Annotated in this window: 15 protein-coding genes and 1 pseudogene; 6 read left to right on the plus strand and 10 right to left on the minus strand. The window is 50.7% G+C overall.

Annotated features, from left to right (window positions below):
• Positions 1–14 precede the first annotated feature (14 nt).
• Positions 15–590, plus strand: a complete 576-nt coding sequence (locus RTU33_RS16185; RefSeq protein WP_312628716.1) for a glycerol-3-phosphate responsive antiterminator — start codon at positions 15–17, stop codon at positions 588–590.
• On the opposite strand, the gene RTU33_RS16190 is transcribed toward RTU33_RS16185, so the two are convergent.
• From RTU33_RS16190 to RTU33_RS16210, 5 genes and pseudogenes are all read right to left on the minus strand, one after another.
• A complete protein-coding gene (locus RTU33_RS16190; RefSeq protein ID WP_312628717.1) occupies positions 574–1,410 on the minus strand; it encodes an electron transfer flavoprotein subunit alpha/FixB family protein in 837 nt (278 codons plus the stop codon). The two genes, RTU33_RS16185 and RTU33_RS16190, sit on opposite strands and share 17 nt — an antisense overlap.
• Positions 1,407–2,186, minus strand: coding sequence for an electron transfer flavoprotein subunit beta/FixA family protein (locus RTU33_RS16195; protein ID WP_312628718.1), 780 nt, complete (start codon positions 2,184–2,186; stop codon positions 1,407–1,409). Before RTU33_RS16195 ends, RTU33_RS16190 begins: the two co-directional genes overlap by 4 nt.
• A pseudogene (locus RTU33_RS16200) lies at positions 2,164–3,528 on the minus strand (MFS transporter); the annotation flags it as partial. The pseudogene RTU33_RS16200 and the gene RTU33_RS16195, both read right to left, overlap by 23 nt.
• 45 nt (positions 3,529–3,573) lie before the next feature.
• Positions 3,574–5,028, minus strand: coding sequence for an FAD-binding oxidoreductase (locus RTU33_RS16205; RefSeq protein ID WP_312628720.1), 1,455 nt, complete (start codon positions 5,026–5,028; stop codon positions 3,574–3,576).
• An 80-nt stretch (positions 5,029–5,108) separates the two neighbouring features.
• Positions 5,109–5,894 (minus strand): SDR family oxidoreductase, encoded by a 786-nt coding sequence (locus RTU33_RS16210; RefSeq protein WP_312628721.1) that lies wholly within the window; start codon positions 5,892–5,894, stop codon positions 5,109–5,111.
• 332 nt (positions 5,895–6,226) lie between these two features.
• On the opposite strand from RTU33_RS16210, the gene RTU33_RS16215 reads away from it, so the two are divergent.
• From RTU33_RS16215 to RTU33_RS16230, 4 genes are all read left to right on the plus strand, one after another.
• Positions 6,227–7,528, plus strand: a complete 1,302-nt coding sequence (locus RTU33_RS16215) for an MFS transporter (RefSeq protein WP_312628722.1) — start codon at positions 6,227–6,229, stop codon at positions 7,526–7,528.
• 26 nt (positions 7,529–7,554) lie between these two features.
• The gene (locus RTU33_RS16220; protein ID WP_312628723.1) at positions 7,555–9,033 is read left to right on the plus strand and encodes an FGGY-family carbohydrate kinase; all 1,479 of its coding nucleotides are present in this window, start codon (positions 7,555–7,557) and stop codon (positions 9,031–9,033) included.
• Between the two features lie 329 nt (positions 9,034–9,362).
• Positions 9,363–10,085 carry a hypothetical protein gene (locus RTU33_RS16225; RefSeq protein ID WP_312628724.1) on the plus strand — a complete coding sequence of 241 codons (723 nt, stop codon included), beginning with the start codon at positions 9,363–9,365 and terminating at the stop codon, positions 10,083–10,085.
• A gap of 36 nt (positions 10,086–10,121) precedes the next feature.
• On the plus strand, positions 10,122–11,024 hold the full coding sequence (locus RTU33_RS16230) for a hypothetical protein (RefSeq protein WP_312628725.1): 903 nt from the start codon (positions 10,122–10,124) through the stop codon (positions 11,022–11,024).
• A 261-nt stretch (positions 11,025–11,285) separates the two neighbouring features.
• On the opposite strand, the gene RTU33_RS16235 is transcribed toward RTU33_RS16230, so the two are convergent.
• Entirely contained in the window at positions 11,286–12,716 is a 1,431-nt protein-coding gene (locus RTU33_RS16235; RefSeq protein WP_312628726.1) for a T3SS effector OspC family protein, read from the minus strand.
• A gap of 221 nt (positions 12,717–12,937) precedes the next feature.
• Positions 12,938–13,312 (minus strand): hypothetical protein, encoded by a 375-nt coding sequence (locus tag RTU33_RS16240; protein ID WP_312628727.1) that lies wholly within the window; start codon positions 13,310–13,312, stop codon positions 12,938–12,940.
• 1,235 nt (positions 13,313–14,547) lie between these two features.
• Between RTU33_RS16240 and RTU33_RS16245 the strand changes: the two genes are divergently transcribed.
• Entirely contained in the window at positions 14,548–15,840 is a 1,293-nt protein-coding gene (locus RTU33_RS16245) for an ElyC/SanA/YdcF family protein (protein ID WP_312628728.1), read from the plus strand.
• A 126-nt stretch (positions 15,841–15,966) separates the two neighbouring features.
• Here RTU33_RS16245 and queE read toward each other — a convergent pair whose 3' ends face one another.
• The 3 genes from queE to RTU33_RS16260 all read right to left on the minus strand — a co-directional run.
• The gene (gene queE / locus RTU33_RS16250; RefSeq protein ID WP_312628730.1) at positions 15,967–16,638 is read right to left on the minus strand and encodes a 7-carboxy-7-deazaguanine synthase QueE; all 672 of its coding nucleotides are present in this window, start codon (positions 16,636–16,638) and stop codon (positions 15,967–15,969) included.
• A gap of 130 nt (positions 16,639–16,768) precedes the next feature.
• A complete protein-coding gene (eno, locus tag RTU33_RS16255) occupies positions 16,769–18,064 on the minus strand; it encodes a phosphopyruvate hydratase (RefSeq protein ID WP_312628731.1) in 1,296 nt (431 codons plus the stop codon).
• A gap of 79 nt (positions 18,065–18,143) precedes the next feature.
• Positions 18,144–18,692: glutamine amidotransferase-related protein (locus RTU33_RS16260; RefSeq protein ID WP_312628732.1), on the minus strand; the 549-nt coding region annotated here is incomplete at its 5' end.

The following is an 18,692-nucleotide window of genomic DNA, read 5'->3' on the forward strand; positions in this document are numbered from 1 at the left end:
TCTAAGGATTTCGAGTGTCGCTACTTCACCTGCTAAGACAGAACCCGGTTATCGCCGCGGTAAAAGACAACGCCAGCCTGCAGCTGGCCATCGCTTCCGAATGCCAGTGTATTTCCGTGCTCTACGGCAACATTTGCACCATCACCGGGATCGTCCAGAAGATTAAGCAGGCCGGGAAAATCGCCTTTATCCACGTCGATTTACTGGAGGGCGCGTCAAATAAGGAAGTGGTGATTCAGTTTCTCAAGCTGGTGACCCAGGCCGACGGCATTATCAGCACCAAGCCCAATATGCTGAAAGCCGCGCGTGCAGAGGGCTTTTTCTGCATTCACCGCCTGTTTATCGTCGACTCGATTTCATTTCACAACATCGACAAACAGGTGGCGCAATCGAACGCGGACTGCATTGAAATCCTGCCCGGCTGTATGCCGAAGGTGCTGAGCTGGGTAACGGAAAAGGTGCGCCAGCCGCTGATTGCCGGTGGCCTGGTGTGCGATGAAGAAGATGCCCGCAATGCAATTGAAGCGGGCGTACTGGCGCTCTCTACAACCAATACCGACGTCTGGAAGCTGGCTAAATCTCTGAACTGACGCAGGCCACCAGCGCTTCCAGCACTTGTTCTGCCTCCCCGATGATCCCGACATCCGCCGCAGTAAAAACGGGGGCTTCGGGATCGTGATTGACCGCGACAATAAATTGGCTCTGCGCCACGCCCGCCATAAAGGCTGAGGCTCCGGATGCGCCGGCGATCAGGCAAACCTCCGGCGCAATGCTCTGTCCGGAAATCCCAAGCATGCGCTGCTCGTCACAGTGACCCGCCATCACACGCTGACGGGTAAAGCCGATCTCCGCTTTAAGCTTTTCCGCCAGACTGGCAACGGTCCGATCCATCGCCCCCTGCCCGGCTGCCAGCACAACACGAGCCGACTGCAGGGGATGCTCAGATTTGCTGAGGATCTCCGGCGGCGGCAGCTCTCCGGAAACAGGTATCGGGGCCAGCACTTTGACGGATGTATTCGCAGGGAAAATGGCCTGCTGACGCGGAAACGCTGCCGCTATGGATAAGCAAAGGGGATAACGCTCAGGCTTCAACGTGGCCGTCAGTGCATTACCGTAAACGGCTTTCGTCACCGTTCGGGCTTCGCTGTTAACGCCCAGCGCCAGGCAAATCGCACTGCCCTGTAGCCGCCACGCCAGGCGGGTTGCCAGCTCATTCCCTTCAGGTGAAGAAGGAAACAGGATCAGATCGGGTGAGACCGGGAGACATTCAGCCTCCAGCGTCGCCAGCAGCGTTTCCACCGAAGCGTTCTGCGTTCGCCAGCACAGCTGCGGCGACAGCGCATTTTGCGCCAGAAAGTCAGCCAGCTGCTCTTCGTCTTCAGGCTGTAGCGCCACAACTGCAATTTTCACAGCGTTATCCTTTCAGCCAGATAGTCATCCCACAGCCGCTTTGCCGCCTGGTGCGCAGGGCCATCAATAATGATGCCGCTACGTCGGGTCATCTGTCGTTCCAGAGACAGGCAGGTTATTTCAGCGGCATCAGAAGGTTCACAGACGATCTGCTCTATGTCGACTTTCGCCGCCGCAAGCCTTGCGCGCATGCCCGGCACCCGCAGCGCCAGCTGGCCGCGGTTTTGCACTCTTAACACCGCAGGCTGCTGCACGCACCAGCGGCTACGCTGGCGCAGGTCCTCACATTCAACGATAAATCCTTCCCCGTCGACGCCAAGCCCGCAAACCGAAGATAAACAAGGCCAGCCGAGCATTTCCGTCAGCAGCCAGGCGGTCTGCCCGTTCTGCCCTTCGCTGCTCTGGCACCCGAGCAGCACGAGCCCGGCATTCTGTGCTCTGACCTGCGCCGCCAGCTGCCGGGCAATATAAACCGGCGAGAAGCGAGTATCTTCGCGAGAAAGTAATAGCGTCTGGCGTGCAAAGCCCAGCGCCGCCATGTTGCGCAGAGCAGGAAGTGCCCGTTCATCACCGAGCGTCACGGCACTCAGCACGAGGGCCGGATTGACCTCACGCGCCTGTAGCATCAGCTCCGCCGCCCCCTGCTCGTCGTTCCCCATCAGTATTCGCATCAGCCTGCGATCGGGGCCGGTTCCGCTGCACGCGGCAGCCTGCCAGTCGCTTTCCGCGAGCATCGACAGATCCGGTTCGGCCTTAAACGCCAACAGTATGTTCATCGACCTTTCCCTGCGGCTTCGGTGGAAGCCCGGCTGCCTCCACCAGCGATAAATTTCGGGTTTCCGGTGCCCAAAGCACCGACACCACCAGCCCGACCAGCAGTACCACCACCAGAATCAGCAAGGTATTGCGCATTCCCCAGGAGAGCAGCGCCATCGGCAAACAGCCAGTGGCAATAGCTGCCCCCAGACGGCTCATCGCCGTGGCAAAGCCCACGCCCAGCGAACGAATATCCGTCGGGAAACTCTCAGCGGGCAGGATGCCGACCAGATTGCTTGCCGCCGAAATCGCGGTGCTGAACAGAACAAACAGCAGCAGGATCAGCGTGCTGTTGCTGGCCGGAGTAAACGCCAGCGCCGTGAGCGTCAGCGCCAGAAACAGAAAACTGCCGATCAGGAACTGACGCCGTGAAAGCGACCAGGTCAGCACCAGGCCGAGCAGCGCACCGACGATCAGCAGGCAGTTAAGGATCAGGCTGGCGGTCAGCGCATCTTCCAGCCCGATGGTCTGGGCGATGGTTGGCAGCCAGGTGTAAATGACGAACCACGGCACCACCAGACAGATAAAGAACAGGCTGTTAAACGCCGTTCGCCGCCAGTAGCGGGCGGAAAAGAGCGTGCTGATGTGGCGGGTCGTCACGCCGGAAATTTCATCGCCGGGAAGTACGTTCGCGCCAAGAAAGCGGCGGACGACGGCGTGGGCTTCATTAATACGCCCTTGCCGCATCAGCCAGCGGGGTGATTCCGGCGTGCCCATGCGCAGCAGCGTTATTGCCAGCGCGGGGAGCGACGCAGACGCCAGAAGCCAGCGCCAGGCTTCGGGTTCGCTGTTGATCCAGTGATGCCCGGCAACGCTCGCCAGCACATACCCCAGCGTCCAGACCACGCTGAATGCCCCCAACAGCATGCCGCGATAGCGCTTAGGCGAAAACTCCGCCAGTAGCGTATGCCCTACCGAGTAGTCGCCGCCGAGGCCAAAACCAATCAGCATACGCAGGAAGATCAGCTGCTCCGGCGAGGTGACAAAAAATTGTAAGAAGGAAGCCAGGGCGATCAGCAAAAAGCTGAAGGTGAAGATGCGCTGGCGACCAATGTGATCGGAGATCCAGCCGAGGATCAGGCTACCGAGAAACAGGCCAAACAGCGCCGAGCCGCCGATCAGCCCTTCCAGCATCGGCGTCAGATTCATTTGTGACTGGAGCGGAATGATGGCATAGCCAATGACGCCCAGCACATAGCCGTCGGTCAGATGCGCACCAAAGGTGAGGCCGGCAATGCGCCAGTGAAAGCGGGTTAGCGGCAGATCGTCCATTCGTACAGGTGACGCGCTCATAGCTCCCCCTCAGGAAAAAAGACGGCTTCCCCATGGGAGAAGCCGTTATAGCGATTATTTTTCAATCGGATAGATAGTCCCGGTGTTCATGATGCCGTTCGGGTCAAACTGCTTCTTCAGCCCTTCCAGCAGCGCCCAGGCGGTGCCGTGCTCCGCTTTGGCCCAGTGCACGCGGTGCTTGCCGATACCGTGGTGGTGAACCATCGATCCGCCGAGGTTGATCGTCTCCTCGCAGATGATTTTGTTCAGTGGGTTGTGGTACTTGTCGATCTCTTCTTCTGGTTTGCAGTCCACCACGTTGTAGTCGTAAACGAAGTACATATTGGTGCCGTTGATGTAGCTGTGAGAAGAGTGACCGCCCAGCATGGTGATGTCGTCGGCGTGCGGGAACTCGGTGCGGATACGGTGGATCACGCGCTCGTAAATCTGATGAATGCTGCTCCAGTCACCTGAAACTTCCGTGGTAAAGCCCATGTTGCCGGTTTTGAGGATCTGCACGCGCTCAGCAGCCACTTTCTCCGGACCCCAGTTCAGGTTGTTGAACCAGTTTTCGATAAGCTTGCTGTCCACGCGAGTGCACTGCGGATAGCGGGCAACAATCTCGGCAATCCCTTCGCCAGTCGCTTTCGCTATACGTGGATTGCCCTCGGCCATAAAGATGAGCACGCATTTGCCATCGGCAAAATGGGTGAAGTGCTGCGTGCCGTCTTCGGCGTCGTACAGGCGAGCGATAGACGGACGGTAACCCTCGACCATCACTTCTCGCAGGATGTCGAAACCAACCTTCATATCGTCAAGAATATAGCCGTAGAAGAGGTTGTTTTCCGGGGTATATTTGAAAATTTTCACTGTCACTTCCGTGATGTAGCACAGCGCCCCTTCGTTGCCGATGATGATGTGGCGGATGTCCGGCCCGGCGGCGCGGCGCGGCACGTTTTTGATGCGAGTGATGGTGCCATCCGGCAGCACGGCTTCAAGCCCGACCACCATGTCTTCAATCGCGCCATAGAGCGTGGAGAACTGGCCGATACTGCGGGTTGCGACCAGGCCGCCCATCTGCGCCAGCGGTTTTGACTGCGGTGAATGGCCCGTGGTGTAGCCTTTGGCGCGCAGGGCATTTTCCAGAATTTCCAGCGGCACGCCGCACTGCGCGGTGGCCTGCATATTTTCGATATCAATATCGATGATTTTGTTCATCCCGGAGCCGTCGAGCACCAGCGAGTTTTTAACCACCGTTTCGAGCCCGCCTTCCGTTGCGGATGCCCCGGTGCGCGGTACGCCGTTAATCTTGTGCTGATTCATAAACGCCAGCACCTGGGAAACCTGCTGAGTGGAGCCCAGTTTGACTACTGCGGCCGGCAGCGGCAGCGTGAACACGCCGTGGATATCGGCAAATTTTCTGAAGCGGTCAACGCTGTTTTTCTTCAGGACGTTTTCATCGGTAACAACACGCTCCGGACCAACAATTTCTTTTACCTGTTCAACAATCGCTTCGCGGGATAAAGACATAACGTTTCCTTTCTGATTTAAAGTAAAAATGGCAGGAACCACCCTATTCAGCAGGCAATATCGCTTAAGAATAACCTTAATTAGCGGACTAAATATCCACCATCAACGACTAATAAATGACCATTGACATAATCAGAAGCGCGGCTGGAAAGATAAACCATCGCTCCCATTAAATCCTGCGTATCTCCCCAGCGATTAGCAGGAATATGATCCAGAACGCGCTGGTTAGTTTCCGGATTACTGCGCGTGGCCGTTGTGATTTCGGTTGCGTAATATCCAGGTGCAATCCCGTTGACCTGAATATTGTATTGACCTAATTCATCACAATAAGCTTTGGTTAAACCAGCGAGTGCATGTTTGGTTGCGGAATAAGCAGGCGACCATTGCCCACCCAAATACGAAAATAGAGAACAGATATTAATAATTTTCCCGTGCTTTTGCGGGATCATGATTTTTGCCGCTTCGTGGCTGAGTTCAAATGCCGCCGTCAGGTTGACGTCAATCATCGGATCCCAGTCGGCGCGGCCAAAATCCAGTACCTTATTGAGCTTACAAATCCCGGCGTTATTGACGAGGATATCAACGGTGCCAAAGCGTTCACAGCAGGCAGCGATAATCTTGCATGGCGCACCTTCAGCGGTAATGTCCACCTGCATGAATTCGACCTGTACGCCCTGCTGCTCAATCAGCTCGCGGGTTTCGCCGTTGTCTTTGATGAAGCTTGGGATAAACAGATTCGCTCCGGCTTTCGCCAGCGCCATGGCAAACGCCTGACCCAGACCGCTGTTGCCACCGGTAACGATGGCCGTTTTTCCCTTCAGGGAGAAGAAATCCATTGAAAATGCATTAAGCGATTCGATAGACATGATTTGGCTCCACAATCCTTTAGGCAAAAAAAAAGAAAGGCAACTTCCCCCGCTTAGAGGGAAGTCACCTTTCTCATATTCTCTGGTAACTGGGCATAATTTTTAGCATAGCCACTTAGTCGCGAATGTGATGAGCTTCACAGAGCTGGGTTTCGCTCATTCAAATTCAGTAATCATAAGAAGCGTGATTATTCTCACACTCAAGCCAGCCTGAACATGTTATTTGTTATGCCAATTACTAGAGCCCATGAGAAAAGTAATCCACCTGCAAAGGCGGCTTACTTTTCTCTTTTTTTTGTTTGTTTTCCGTCCAGATAACACGAGAGAACGATATGCAAAAATCATCATATCGCCGTTGGATAACCCTCGCCATTATAAGCTTTAGCGGCGGCGTCAGTTTTGACCTGGCTTATTTACGGTATATTTACCAAATCCCCATGGCAAAATTTATGGGATTCAGCAATACCGAAATAGGGTTAATAATGAGTACTTTCGGAATAACCGCAATTATTCTTTATGCCCCCAGCGGTGTGATTGCCGATAAATTTTCTCACCGTAAAATGATCACCTCTGCGATGATCGTGACCGGCCTGCTTGGCCTGCTGATGGCTACCTATCCCCCGCTCTGGGTGATGCTGCTCATTCAGGTGGCTTTTGCCATTACCACTATTTTGATGCTGTGGTCGGTGTCCATCAAGGCAGCCTCGATGCTTGGCGACAGCACGGAACAGGGCAAAATCATGGGCTGGATGGAAGGCCTGCGCGGCGTGGGCGTGATGTCGCTGGCGGTGTTCACCATGTGGGCTTTTTCCCGCTTTGCGGCCGATGACCCGAACAGCCTGAAGACGGTGATTTTGATCTACAGCGTGGTCTACATTCTGCTGGGGATCCTCTGCTGGTTCTTCGTCGCCGACGGCGTGGAACCGCACAATGCAGAAAGCAACGTACAGAAAAAAAGCTTCCAGTTCAGCGATATACTTTCCGTACTGCGCATCAGCACCACCTGGTACTGCAGCCTGATTATCTTTGGCGTGTACACCATCTACGCCATCCTCAGCTACTCCACCAACTATCTGACCGAGATGTACGGCATGTCGCTGGTTGCGGCGAGCTATATGGGGATTGTGATTAACAAAATTTTCCGCGCCTTTTGCGGCCCGCTGGGCGGTCTGATTACGACCTACAGCCGGGTGAAATCACCGACGCGCGTGATTCAGCTTCTCTCCATCGTCAGTGCCCTGACGCTGGTAGCCCTGCTGGTGACCAATAGCAACCCGCAGTCTGTTGCCATCGGTATTGGCCTGATTCTGCTGCTCGCTTTTACCTGTTACGCCTCACGCGGGCTTTATTTCGCCTGCCCGGGCGAGGCCAGAACGCCGACCTTTATCATGGGTACCACCGTCGGGATTTGCTCGGTAATCGGCTTTCTGCCTGACGTATTTGTGTATCCCATCGTTGGCCACTGGCAGGACACGCTGCCCGCAGCGGAAGCCTACCGCAATATGTGGCTGATGGGCCTGGGCGCGGTCTGCATGGTTATCGTCTTTACTTTCCTGTTGTTCAGGAAAATCCGCGCCGCCGGCCAGGAAACGGAAAACGTAGCGTCACTGGCTGCAGAAAGCGCTGGCGAGTGACGGTGGCAATTTAAAGGAGAAGGGCAATGTCTGAGAAATACATCATTGGAATTGATGGCGGAAGTCAGAGTACCAAAGTTGTGATGTACGACCTGAAAGGTAACGTAGTCTGTGAAGGTAAAGGGCTACTGCAGCCCATGTACACGCCGGATGCGGATACGGTAGAGCACCCGGACGACGATCTCTGGACCTCATTGTGCGCCGCCGGAAAAGATTTGATGCGCCAGTTTGGCGAAAGCCCGGAAAACATCATCGGCATCGGTTTAGGCTCCATTCGCTGCTGCCGCGCGTTATTAAAAGCGGACGGCACGCCCGCCGCGCAGCTCATCAGCTGGCAGGACTCTCGCGTGACGCGGCCTTATGAACACACAAATGACGAAGTGGCTTACGTCACCTCTTTCTCCGGCTATCTTTCCCACCGCCTGACCGGCGAGCGTAAGGACAATATCGCCAACTACTTCGGTCAGTGGCCGGTGGACTACAAAACCTGGAACTGGAGCGAAGACAAAGCGGTCTTCCAGAAATTTAATATTCCGCGGGAGATGCTTTTTGACGTGCAAATGCCGGGCACGGTATTGGGCCACATCACACCAGAAGCGTCTAAAGCAACGGGCTTCCCACAGGGGCTGCCGGTGGTATGCAGCACCAGCGATAAAGCGGTCGAAGCCCTGGGCGCAGGTTTACTTGATGATGAAACGTCGGTCATCTCGCTCGGCACCTATATTGCCCTGATGATGAACGGCAAGACGTTACCAAAAGATCCGCAGGCTTACTGGCCGATTATGTCCTCCATTCCGGAAACGTTACTCTACGAAGGCTACGGCATTCGTAAAGGCATGTGGACCGTCAGCTGGCTACGCGACATGCTGGGCGAATCACTGATTCAGGATGCGCAGGCGCAAGGCATTTCGCCAGAGGATTTGCTCAACCAAAAAGCCAGCCACGTCCCGCCAGGATGCGACGGACTGATGACCGTTCTCGACTGGCTGACCAACCCATGGGAGCCGTACAAGCGCGGGATCATGATTGGCTTTAATGCCACGATGGACTACGCATGGATTTACCGCTCCATCCTTGAGAGCATCGCGCTGACGCTGAAAAATAACTACGACAGCATGACGAGTGAAATGCAGCAGCAGGCTAAGCAGGTGATCATCACCGGCGGTGGCTCCAACAGCGACCTGTTTATGCAGATTTTTGCCGACGTCTTCAATATGCCTGCCCGACGCAATGCCATCAACGGCTGCGCCAGCCTGGGCGCCGCCATCAATACGGCAGTCGGTCTTGGCCTTTATCCATCGTATCAGAAAGCGGTCGATAATATGGTGCGGGTAAAAGATGTCTTTACCCCCGTTGCCACCCATGCCGCTCGCTATGAGGCAATGAATAAGGGGATCTTTAAAGATCTGACCAAACACACAGATCCGATTCTGAAAAAATCGTACGAAGTGTTCCACGGAGATTTAAGCAAGGTGGACGCGATTCAGAGCTGGTCGAACGCGTGAGCTTAGTTGCCGGGTGGCGCTGCGCTTACCCGGCCTAAAAAACCGTTGGCGCGGCAATCATTGACCTTATAGGCCGGGTAAGGCGAAGCCACCACCCGGCTTTTCGTCAGGCAATATTCAGGTACCTTTGCGTCTGCATCGACAACCGCCAGTTGCAGACAACTCCAGGATGCAAACACCTGATAATGAGCGTTTTATTACATACTTCCTGCTAGCAGCATGCTGTAATGTTATTCGGTATCTGACAATGAATAAAGTTGAAACGTTTTCAATACCAATAGAACGTTAAGTCCATTTAAAACCAACTTATCCTGCAGCAGAGAAGAGTAATGAAAGATTTAAGCATTAGAAATGCAGGCGCAACATCAAGCAGTAATTTATATCACCGCGAGCATGGGGGGCAATTTAAAAATAGTGCAGAAAATGGAATTATTGGAAAAATATCGATAATTAACCCCAGCCCAATCCAACTTTATAAAAGCAAGTCGTTAAAAAATTTAGCTACTGAGAATGTCAAAAACATTTATTGTCCATGTAAAAATGAGAGCAATAATTTCAGGCATTCTGCATTAAACAAAATGCTGCTCATACGTGGTGCGATGCAAGTTTTACAACCCAAATGTATTGATCAGGATCCAGCCAACCCCAACCACGTTTATGAATTAAGAAAATCAGGTAATGGCCAGTATCAAATGGTCAATGTGGTATCAGGTTTACCGGGAGCGGCTCCGGACGGAGCTGGCTGGGTTTTTATTATTCCTGATGATTCGCCAGACCGGGTACTGTGCGGGAAAGCGGATTATAAAAATGTTCACGGACATACTTCATTGAGTGGTATGCGCGAATATATTGTTGAAGGGAAGTTCAGGGAAACAGAACGCGGCGTCTATTTCGCTGGAGAACTTGTTTTCAGGGCAGGACAGCTCATTCAGTGGAGTAACTGCAGCGGACATTTTACACCAGAACGTGAAGCTGCTTTTAAAAATATATTACCGTCGGTAAAACATGTTTTACCTGTCCATCTTTTCAGGCCTGTTGATTCCTGGCCTTAATTATTTAACAACACTCATAAACGGAAATAGTTAAAAATGACAACGATAAACTCTTTATCAAGACAAATTGCAGTACCAATAAGAAATCAGGAAGCAATAAATCAGCCAGATACAAATAAAGGAAAAATAGTCAGTCCCGTAGTATGCAATCTGGCAAGAATACAAAATGGCCCCGATCGTTTGTGTAAGCAGGAGGATTTTTTAGCTGACCTCAAGCGCGCGCTGGCTAACCGAAAAAGCGGTGTTGAGGCCGGTGATATGAAATCTGACACTCAGGCACTGAAGCCCTGGCAGAGGGAGCTTGCGCAACAGAAAGAAGCTTACGCACGTTCAGCACCTGAACGTGAAGCAGCCGAGGCTAAAGAAGAAAAGAGGGTAAGAGTTGCGCTTAACGCCGAAGAGGCAGAGAAAGCGAAACAAAAAGCAGCTGAGGCAGAGAAAGCTAACAGGCCGGTTGCACCGCTCAAGCTGGATGCCAAAGGCGTTCCATTACCGCCTCCGCCGCCAATAAATATGCCAGCGAAAAAGCCGGATAGCAGCAACGTAACCGCTAAGGCGAACGTTAATAATGCCAGCAAACGGGAAGCAGAAATGAAACATCGCCAGGACGATCTGATTAAGGATCTTACCGCCGCGCTGGCAAAGCGAGTGGGTAAAACCAGCTCAGAGATTAAATCGCCCCTCGAAGCGCTGAAACCCTGGCAGAAGGAGCTTGCCGAACTAAAGCAAGCATATGAGCGTGCGGCGCCCCAGCGCGAAATCGCTGAGGCTAAAGAAGAAGCCAGAGTTACAATTGCACTCAAAGCTGAAGCAGCAGAAAAAGCAAAAATGAAGGCTACCGAGGCTGAAAAAGAGAACAAACCCGTTGCCGCCCTCAAATTGGATGCAAAAGGTATCCCCCTACCACCACCGCCGCCTCCGCTGGGCCGATTTAAATAAATATAAATCTGTACGGCAGATAAATAAATCAGCCCTTTGGTGGCTTAATATGTCACTGAAGGGTCTGATCCTCAACCGCACAAAATTACGCTAAGTGCAGTCTCTCTTCAGCCATTATCCATTCATCCTAAGAAGCATGAGCATTTTCATATTTCTATGAATGACTAACTTTCAGTCAAAGGTTAGTCTGGTAACTCGTCCGTAAAAAAATACAGTTACCAGACATTGCAAAAGTTATTGCTTATGTTTTATCAGTGGTTATTAATTTCCTTTTCCACGAACTGCTCCATATGCAAGCAATATATCAATCATTTCTTTTTTTCCGTATTTTATTGCATTATCTAACATGGTGTCACCAGCGTTAACCTTTCTGAATGATTTATTAGGTTCGACTAACTTACGGTCCAAAAACTCTTTGAGAATTTTTTCATCCGCGGAGTAGTCGCTCAATGAGTATTCAACATCCTGATAGGAAGTAGACATTTTTGCTACGTCCTGGCGAGTAAACTCGAATGTTGAAAACAGATGACTGACAACATCTTGTTTTGCGTATTCGATAGCATACCCCATAGCTTTACATGCCATATCCTTATTTTTTAGATGTAACGAAAGGGCTTCAAGATTAGAAGCTTTAACTGCATCCTCCGAACTAATCTCGCGCAACTTAACTTCTTTGAAATTATTCGTGCTAACCATTCTCGGCACATGAAACTCTGGCTGAAATACAAAATTCAGGACTTTATCTAAATTTTTACTGTCAAGGTTTTCATTCAGAGCAAAATTTCTGAATCCTGCATCACTCGTGTTCCTGAGAAAATCAATAAGATGCAACCCCAAACCCTGCCTCATGTCCTTAGTATTAAAGACAGGAACATCTTTCGAGCCTTTATCCCCATGTACTTTGCGATAAACATCATTTCTTACATCAGTGAATTGGCCGATAAAGTTTTTATGTTCGTGCCTGAAAGCGGGTTGGATTATGTTATCGTAATGATCGGTTAATGTCAGATATCCATAAGGATACTGCTCATCAATTATATATGCATTAGCACCAAAATCTACGGTTGAATGGCGAGTATTGAGAGGGAGCTGCGCTTCATCATCAGAGAATTCAACGCCAAAAAAAACGAAATCCTGATTACTTAAACACCTTATATCTTCTGAGTACGTATTTTTTGCAGTAGCGATCCCATCAGATTGCAATTTATGTAAAGACAATATGTTTAACGTTCCGGCGCCCGCTGCCAAATTTGAATTACTTTGATGTCTGAAATGGATTTTTGCATCGACGACTTTACTGAGCAGGACCCTTTCCTGAGGGGTTAAATTCTGAGTTTTTTCCTTAATTTTAGATAAATAGTTTTTAGAAACATTGTTAAGATGCTGTAGCGAGTGTAATGATGCCTTTTTGGCTGATGGCGGTGCCAGAGCGATACCTAACTCTTTGAAGTCAGCACCTTCAGAGAACATTTTATGATAGCTTTGAGCCGCTATCGTTCTCTTGAAAAAATCTTTTATTACATCCGAACTTCTGCTCTTTGAGTCACTTCTCGGAAGAGATGTATTTGCACTATTTCGTACAGAAATACAATTCCCCATGGTATGACTTGTTTCCCTTCCAGCTTCTCCTGGTGCCTGAGGAAAAGCGAAACGATGTTGCTGGCTACTGACCAGTGAGGGAGTTAACTTCATAATTCAGCTCTCTTAACCAATGGGTATTATTTAACTATTTTAGAATGAGGTATATTTATCTGTTATATATTCAAATATATCATTTACCAGGAACAGAAAAATGGCATTCTGAGAATGCCATAAGGCCTTTTTTAGCCAGCACATGTGGTCGCTACTCTTTTGAGTGCGATGAGGCCGCAGGAAGTTTTTATACAGAATGTATCCACACGCATTTTAAAAGACTATTCAGGCATAGCTTCTGGTGCAGTCTGCGCTCCATGAAAAGCGGCCTTCATTTCAGCATGACGGTTGGATGACTGTGCTAAAGCCCCTGCCGACAATAACGTCACGCCAATAGCTACAGCCGGGATATTCGCGGTAATGCCACCCACAAGAGTCGTAAATATGCCAACGGCGATAGTAACCTTAGGGTGTTTCTTTACCAACTCCACGGGTGTATTGGCAATTTTCTTAACGAATTTCAGAATCGCCCCCATTTTTTCTTTTGGCATTGATTCAGAAATTTTAGAATACTGTGCCTGAGTCGTTTGTTGGACTTTATTAGCAGCAGACCTGATGCCTTCATAAGCTGTCGACTTATAATCGCTGATTTTCATGGGTTATCCTTGCGTAGATTTGTGAGAAAGAGAAAATGTCTACATTCCCCGGTTATCTTCTTAAGAATTGTTTATCAACATTCCTGTCACCTGCATCTTGCGGGCAACACGCGTTACCGGGCCTGGCATCACAAGCTAAACGGATCACGTTCCAGATTATATAAAAAAACGGAGATTTCAGGTGCAGACGGTAGCCAGGTAAGATGCTATACAATCGGGGTTCAACTGGATGCTCAGGCCTGTACTTTAACGTCATCGTGAAGTACATGGATACAGAGATATTAGACAGCAGACATCCGTCTAAAGTATCGTTTTTTTATATACGCCACCCCCCATCCGAATACAATATTTTTCATTTTTGGATAATAATGATGACACTACACTCTGTTAAAAACTCTTTTCGACTGGTAACCGCTCACCGGACGCTTCCTGGTCTAAATGATCTCCATCAAACGTCAGGGAAAGGCGTGCTATCAAAATTAGCAAGAGTATTTAATTCGATATTCCCGTTAGGGAAACAGAATTCCTATACTCTCAGGGAAATGAATATCTCTTCCCCGATCGGTGCATGCGTCCCGGCAAGCGTATTTAGCGTAATACCTGAAAAATTACAGCGAAGCTGTAAGGATGGAATGATCACGGTTGACCGTAATTATTTTCTGAAAGACAAAATCCACCTCCTCGCGTCAGTGGATTGTTCACGCACCGGAACTCAATTACCTGAAAATAAGGACGCTCCTTTTGAGCTTATTGATTCTGGCATAAGCCGAAAAGAGTACCGGTGCAAAAATTGGGATTACACTCCGCCATTTGCCTGGGATTAACTCCCTTTTCATAGGCGTGACGGCATCAGCCAACCGTTAAACATGGATAGTGCGACTCAGCGTTGATGCCAAATTTGTGCAATGTATATGATATTTACCAGAAAAAACGATCGTGCAGTCCGTGCCTTAAAAAAGCGTTTTATGATATTATCCCTGGCGTCAGTTATTTAGGCTTTAATTCAATTTAACTGACTATAAAGGTTTATTATGCCAGGTCCTGTAACGTCCCACGCTTTAAATAATTACGCAATTTTCTCCCGGACAGAGTCGCCCATAGCCTCTAAAAATACAGCAGCTGACGACAAAAAATTCACCAGCAAAATGGATGGCGTCAGCAACTCTCACACATCGCGGAAAAGTCAAAGCAGTGACTCTCCCGCCGCTCGCAAAATTATGCGAATGAAAGAGAATATGGCGCGAAGCAGTGAAAACGAGCGTGCGAAAAGTCCAAAAGAGCAGGCGAGAGCTCAGCACCCGGGAACCCGTTTTCTTGCTACCGGCAAGACCTTACATCATTCCGTTAACGGCGGTAAGCATCTCGCCGATAATCAGACCGCAAAAGTCATGAAAAACCTGATTGCGGAAGGTTACGAACTTCAGGCACATCCAAAAGACCAGGCTCCGCTTATCAAAGCGTTGCAGCCGATGGCCCCGGCATTTAATACTGCCGCTCAAGGAAGGCTGGATGTTCTGACACAGCCTGTGGCATTGCATATTCAGCCCGGTGATAACGGTAACGCTGTTACGCTGAAAGCCGCTGACAATTTAACCGAGCAGCAATGGTTGACAAAAAATGACCAGCCGGGGAACTTCTTAGTATTAAACGGCAATAATGATGAAACCTATGTTGCTCATGTTGCCAAATTAGCCGGTTCAGCACAGCATTTGCAATTTATTACCAGCGGATTTGGTGGCCATGGTACAACCGACCGCCATAATATTGCCGTAAACAAAACCGAAGCGGGCCGTTTTAAAGAAATTCTGGTCAATAATGGCGTCTCAGCGGATAAAATCCACACCGATCATTTCTCCACCAACAGCGGTCAGAACTCCATTAACGTGGCAGATATTCTTAATGACATGATCCGGGATAATAAGCCATGCAATAAGATTATTATTGCCGGTACGCCTGCTGCGGTTTTTCGCCAGACATATACCTATGCGCAGCAGCTGAACATTCCGGCCTATGCTAAAGGCAATGGTGAAGAAAAAACCGCGATGGCCTATTTCAAACTGCCCCAGAGCGAGTCGTTAGGCTCAACGGCCATTACGGGCAACGCCCCAACACCGATTAGCGAGAGCGATAAGCAGTTTACTATTGAATCATTTCCGTTTGCCGATTCAGCACAATACTCGACCACTGCCGATGACTTAGCCGTGCTTCGTGAATTCAGCACCACCCTGAATTACATGGCGACGACAACGTTTCTGCCCGCAGATAAAACCGTTTTCCCGGACAGCTTCTTTGACAGCGCTGTAGACAGCATTCAGATGACCGCTCAGCAGCTGGAAATAAATCCTGATAACGTCGCCCGCCATGGCGACAGTATTGCGGCCATGAAAGAAATTACGCCGGAGACGATCGCTCGCCTGAAGAATAATACGTTGACGGAAGTCGATATCAGCAACATCAAAAAGGTGGATACCTTCTTCCGTAATATTTTCAACCCGCTGGAGTTAACGTTTACGCGTAGCACTCTCTAAATTGGGTTCAACGGTAAAAGGAGTTTAGCGAGGCCAAAAAGAGTGCCTGCTGAGGTATACCGTTTGTACGTCACGGAATAAGAGGCTTATTCCAGGGCCCGGCAATGCGCTGCCGGGCCTTTTTCGTCAGGCAATATTCAGGTACTTGTGCGTCTGCATCGACAAACGCCAGTTGCGGGCAATGCAGGTTTCAATGCACAGGCGCGTGGCGTCATCCTTCTGGCTGATCGGCTGCAGGGCGATCACGCGCTGTTTTTCGTCAGTTAACGTTTCCAGCAGTTCATCCAGCGCTTCGATATCACGCACGCGGCCAACCGGGTGCTTGATTTCATCCGCGCGATGTAGCGCCTGAGACAGGACTTCGTATCCGCCTCGCATATTCACCTTCGGCGATACGGTCACCCATGTCGCGTGGGAGCAGCGCACTTCGTGCGTACCGCTGGTTTCAATCTGGCAGCTGTAGCCGTTCTGTTCGAGCAGGGTAGTCAGCGGGGTTAAATCATGGATACACGGCTCACCGCCGGTGATAACCACGTGGCGCGCCGTCCAGCCCTGACGACTGATGGCGGTCAGCAGATCTTCTGGCGTACCCGCGCCCCATTTGTCGCTCTCTTTGGTTTTCGCCAGAATGCTGAACAAAGAGACTTCCCGATCTTCCAGCATCTCCCAGGTATGTTTGGTGTCGCACCACGCACAGCCAACCGGGCATCCCTGTAAGCGAATAAAAATGGCAGGAACGCCGGTGAAGTAACCCTCGCCTTGCAGGGTCTGGAACATTTCGTTAATCGGGTACTGCATAGTCGTCTCTGTGAAAGGTGTAAACGGTAAGTATCGCAGAAGATAGCGTTGAGGTCATGTGCGGGAGCTGCTTCATGGCGGAAACAAAAAACCCGCCGAAGCGGGTTTTTATTAAGAGCCAAAGTCAGTCTTACTGACCTTTGATCTCTTTGCGACCGTTGTAAGGTGCTTTTTCGCCCAGCGCTTCTTCGATACGAATCAGCTGGTTGTACTTAGCAACACGGTCAGAACGGCTCATGGAACCGGTTTTGATCTGGCCTGCTGCAGTACCTACCGCCAGATCAGCGATGGTTGCATCTTCGGTTTCACCGGAACGGTGAGAGATGACAGCGGTGTAGCCAGCGTCTTTCGCCATCTTGATTGCAGCCAGAGTTTCGGTCAGGGAACCGATCTGGTTGAATTTGATCAGGATAGAGTTAACGATGCCTTTCTCGATGCCTTCTTTCAGGATCTTGGTGTTGGTTACGAACAGATCGTCACCAACCAGCTGGATTTTGTCGCCCAGTACTTTGGTCTGGTATGCGAAACCATCCCAGTCAGATTCGTCCAGGCCATCTTCGATGGAGACGATTGGGTACTGTTTGGTCAGGTCTTCCAGGAAGTGAGTGAACTCTTCAGAGGTGAACGCTTTGTTGCCTTCGCCGGCCAGAACGTATTTACCGTCTTTGTAGAATTCAGACGCTGCACAGTCCATCGCCAGAGTGATGTCTTTGCCCAGCTCGTAGCCTGCTGCTTTAACCGCTTCAGCGATAACAGCCAGCGCTTCTGCGTTGGAACCCAGGTTTGGCGCGTAGCCACCTTCGTCACCCACAGCCGTGTTCATACCTTTAGCTTTCAGAACTTTAGCCAGGTTATGGAACACTTCAGAACCCATACGTACCGCTTCTTTCAGGGATTTCGCGCCAACTGGCTGAATCATGAATTCCTGAATATCAACGTTGTTGTCTGCGTGCTCACCGCCGTTGATGATGTTCATCATCGGAACCGGCATGGAGTATTTGCCCGGGGTGCCGTTCAGCTCAGCGATGTGTTCGAACAGCGGCTGACCTTTAGAAGCTGCAGCCGCTTTGGCGTTTGCCAGAGACACAGCCAGGATTGCGTTAGCGCCGAAGTTAGATTTGTTTTCAGTACCGTCCAGATCGATCATGATCTTGTCGATGCCAGCCTGATCTTTGGCATCTTTGCCAAGGATAGCCTGAGCAATTGGGCCGTTTACCGCGCCAACTGCTTTCAGTACGCCTTTACCCATGAAGCGGGATTTGTCGCCATCACGCAGCTCCAGCGCTTCGCGGGAACCGGTAGATGCACCTGACGGCGCAGCAGCCATACCGACGAAACCACCTTCCAGGTGTACTTCGGCTTCAACAGTCGGGTTACCACGGGAGTCGATGATTTCACGACCGATGACTTTAACGATTTTGGACATTAGGTTTTCCTCAGTACAAGTTAAACTAAAACTCCAGACAAACAGCGCCCCAACCAGGGGCGCTGCCGTTCTAACTTTTTTACTTCGCCTGACGCTTCTGGTATTCGCTGGCGGCTTTCACGAAGCCTGCAAACAGCGGATGCCCGTCACGCGGCGTAGAAGTAAACTCCGGATGGAACTGACAGGCGACGAACCACGGATGATTCGGCACCTCGATGATCTCGACCAACTGATCATCCCCGGAACGGCCCGCAACGCGCAGGCCCGCAGCTTCAATCTGTTTCAACAGCATATTGTTGACTTCGTAGCGGTGACGGTGACGCTCGGTGATAGTCTCTTCGCCGTACATCTTGCGAACCAGGCTGTCGTCGCTGAGCTGGCAGGCCTGAGCCCCCAGACGCATGGTGCCGCCGAGATCGCTTTTCTCAGTACGCACTTCGACATTCCCGTCTTCGTCACGCCATTCGGTGATAAGGGCCACAACCGGGTACTTACAGTCTGGCACAAATTCCGTCGAGTTGGCGTTTTCCATCCCGGCTACGTGACGAGCGAACTCAATCAATGCAACCTGCATACCCAGGCAAATGCCGAGGTAAGGAATATTGTTTTCACGCGCATAGCGTGCGGT

Source organism: Scandinavium sp. (assembly GCF_032012665.1).
In the GTDB taxonomy this organism is placed as follows: domain Bacteria; phylum Pseudomonadota; class Gammaproteobacteria; order Enterobacterales; family Enterobacteriaceae; genus Scandinavium.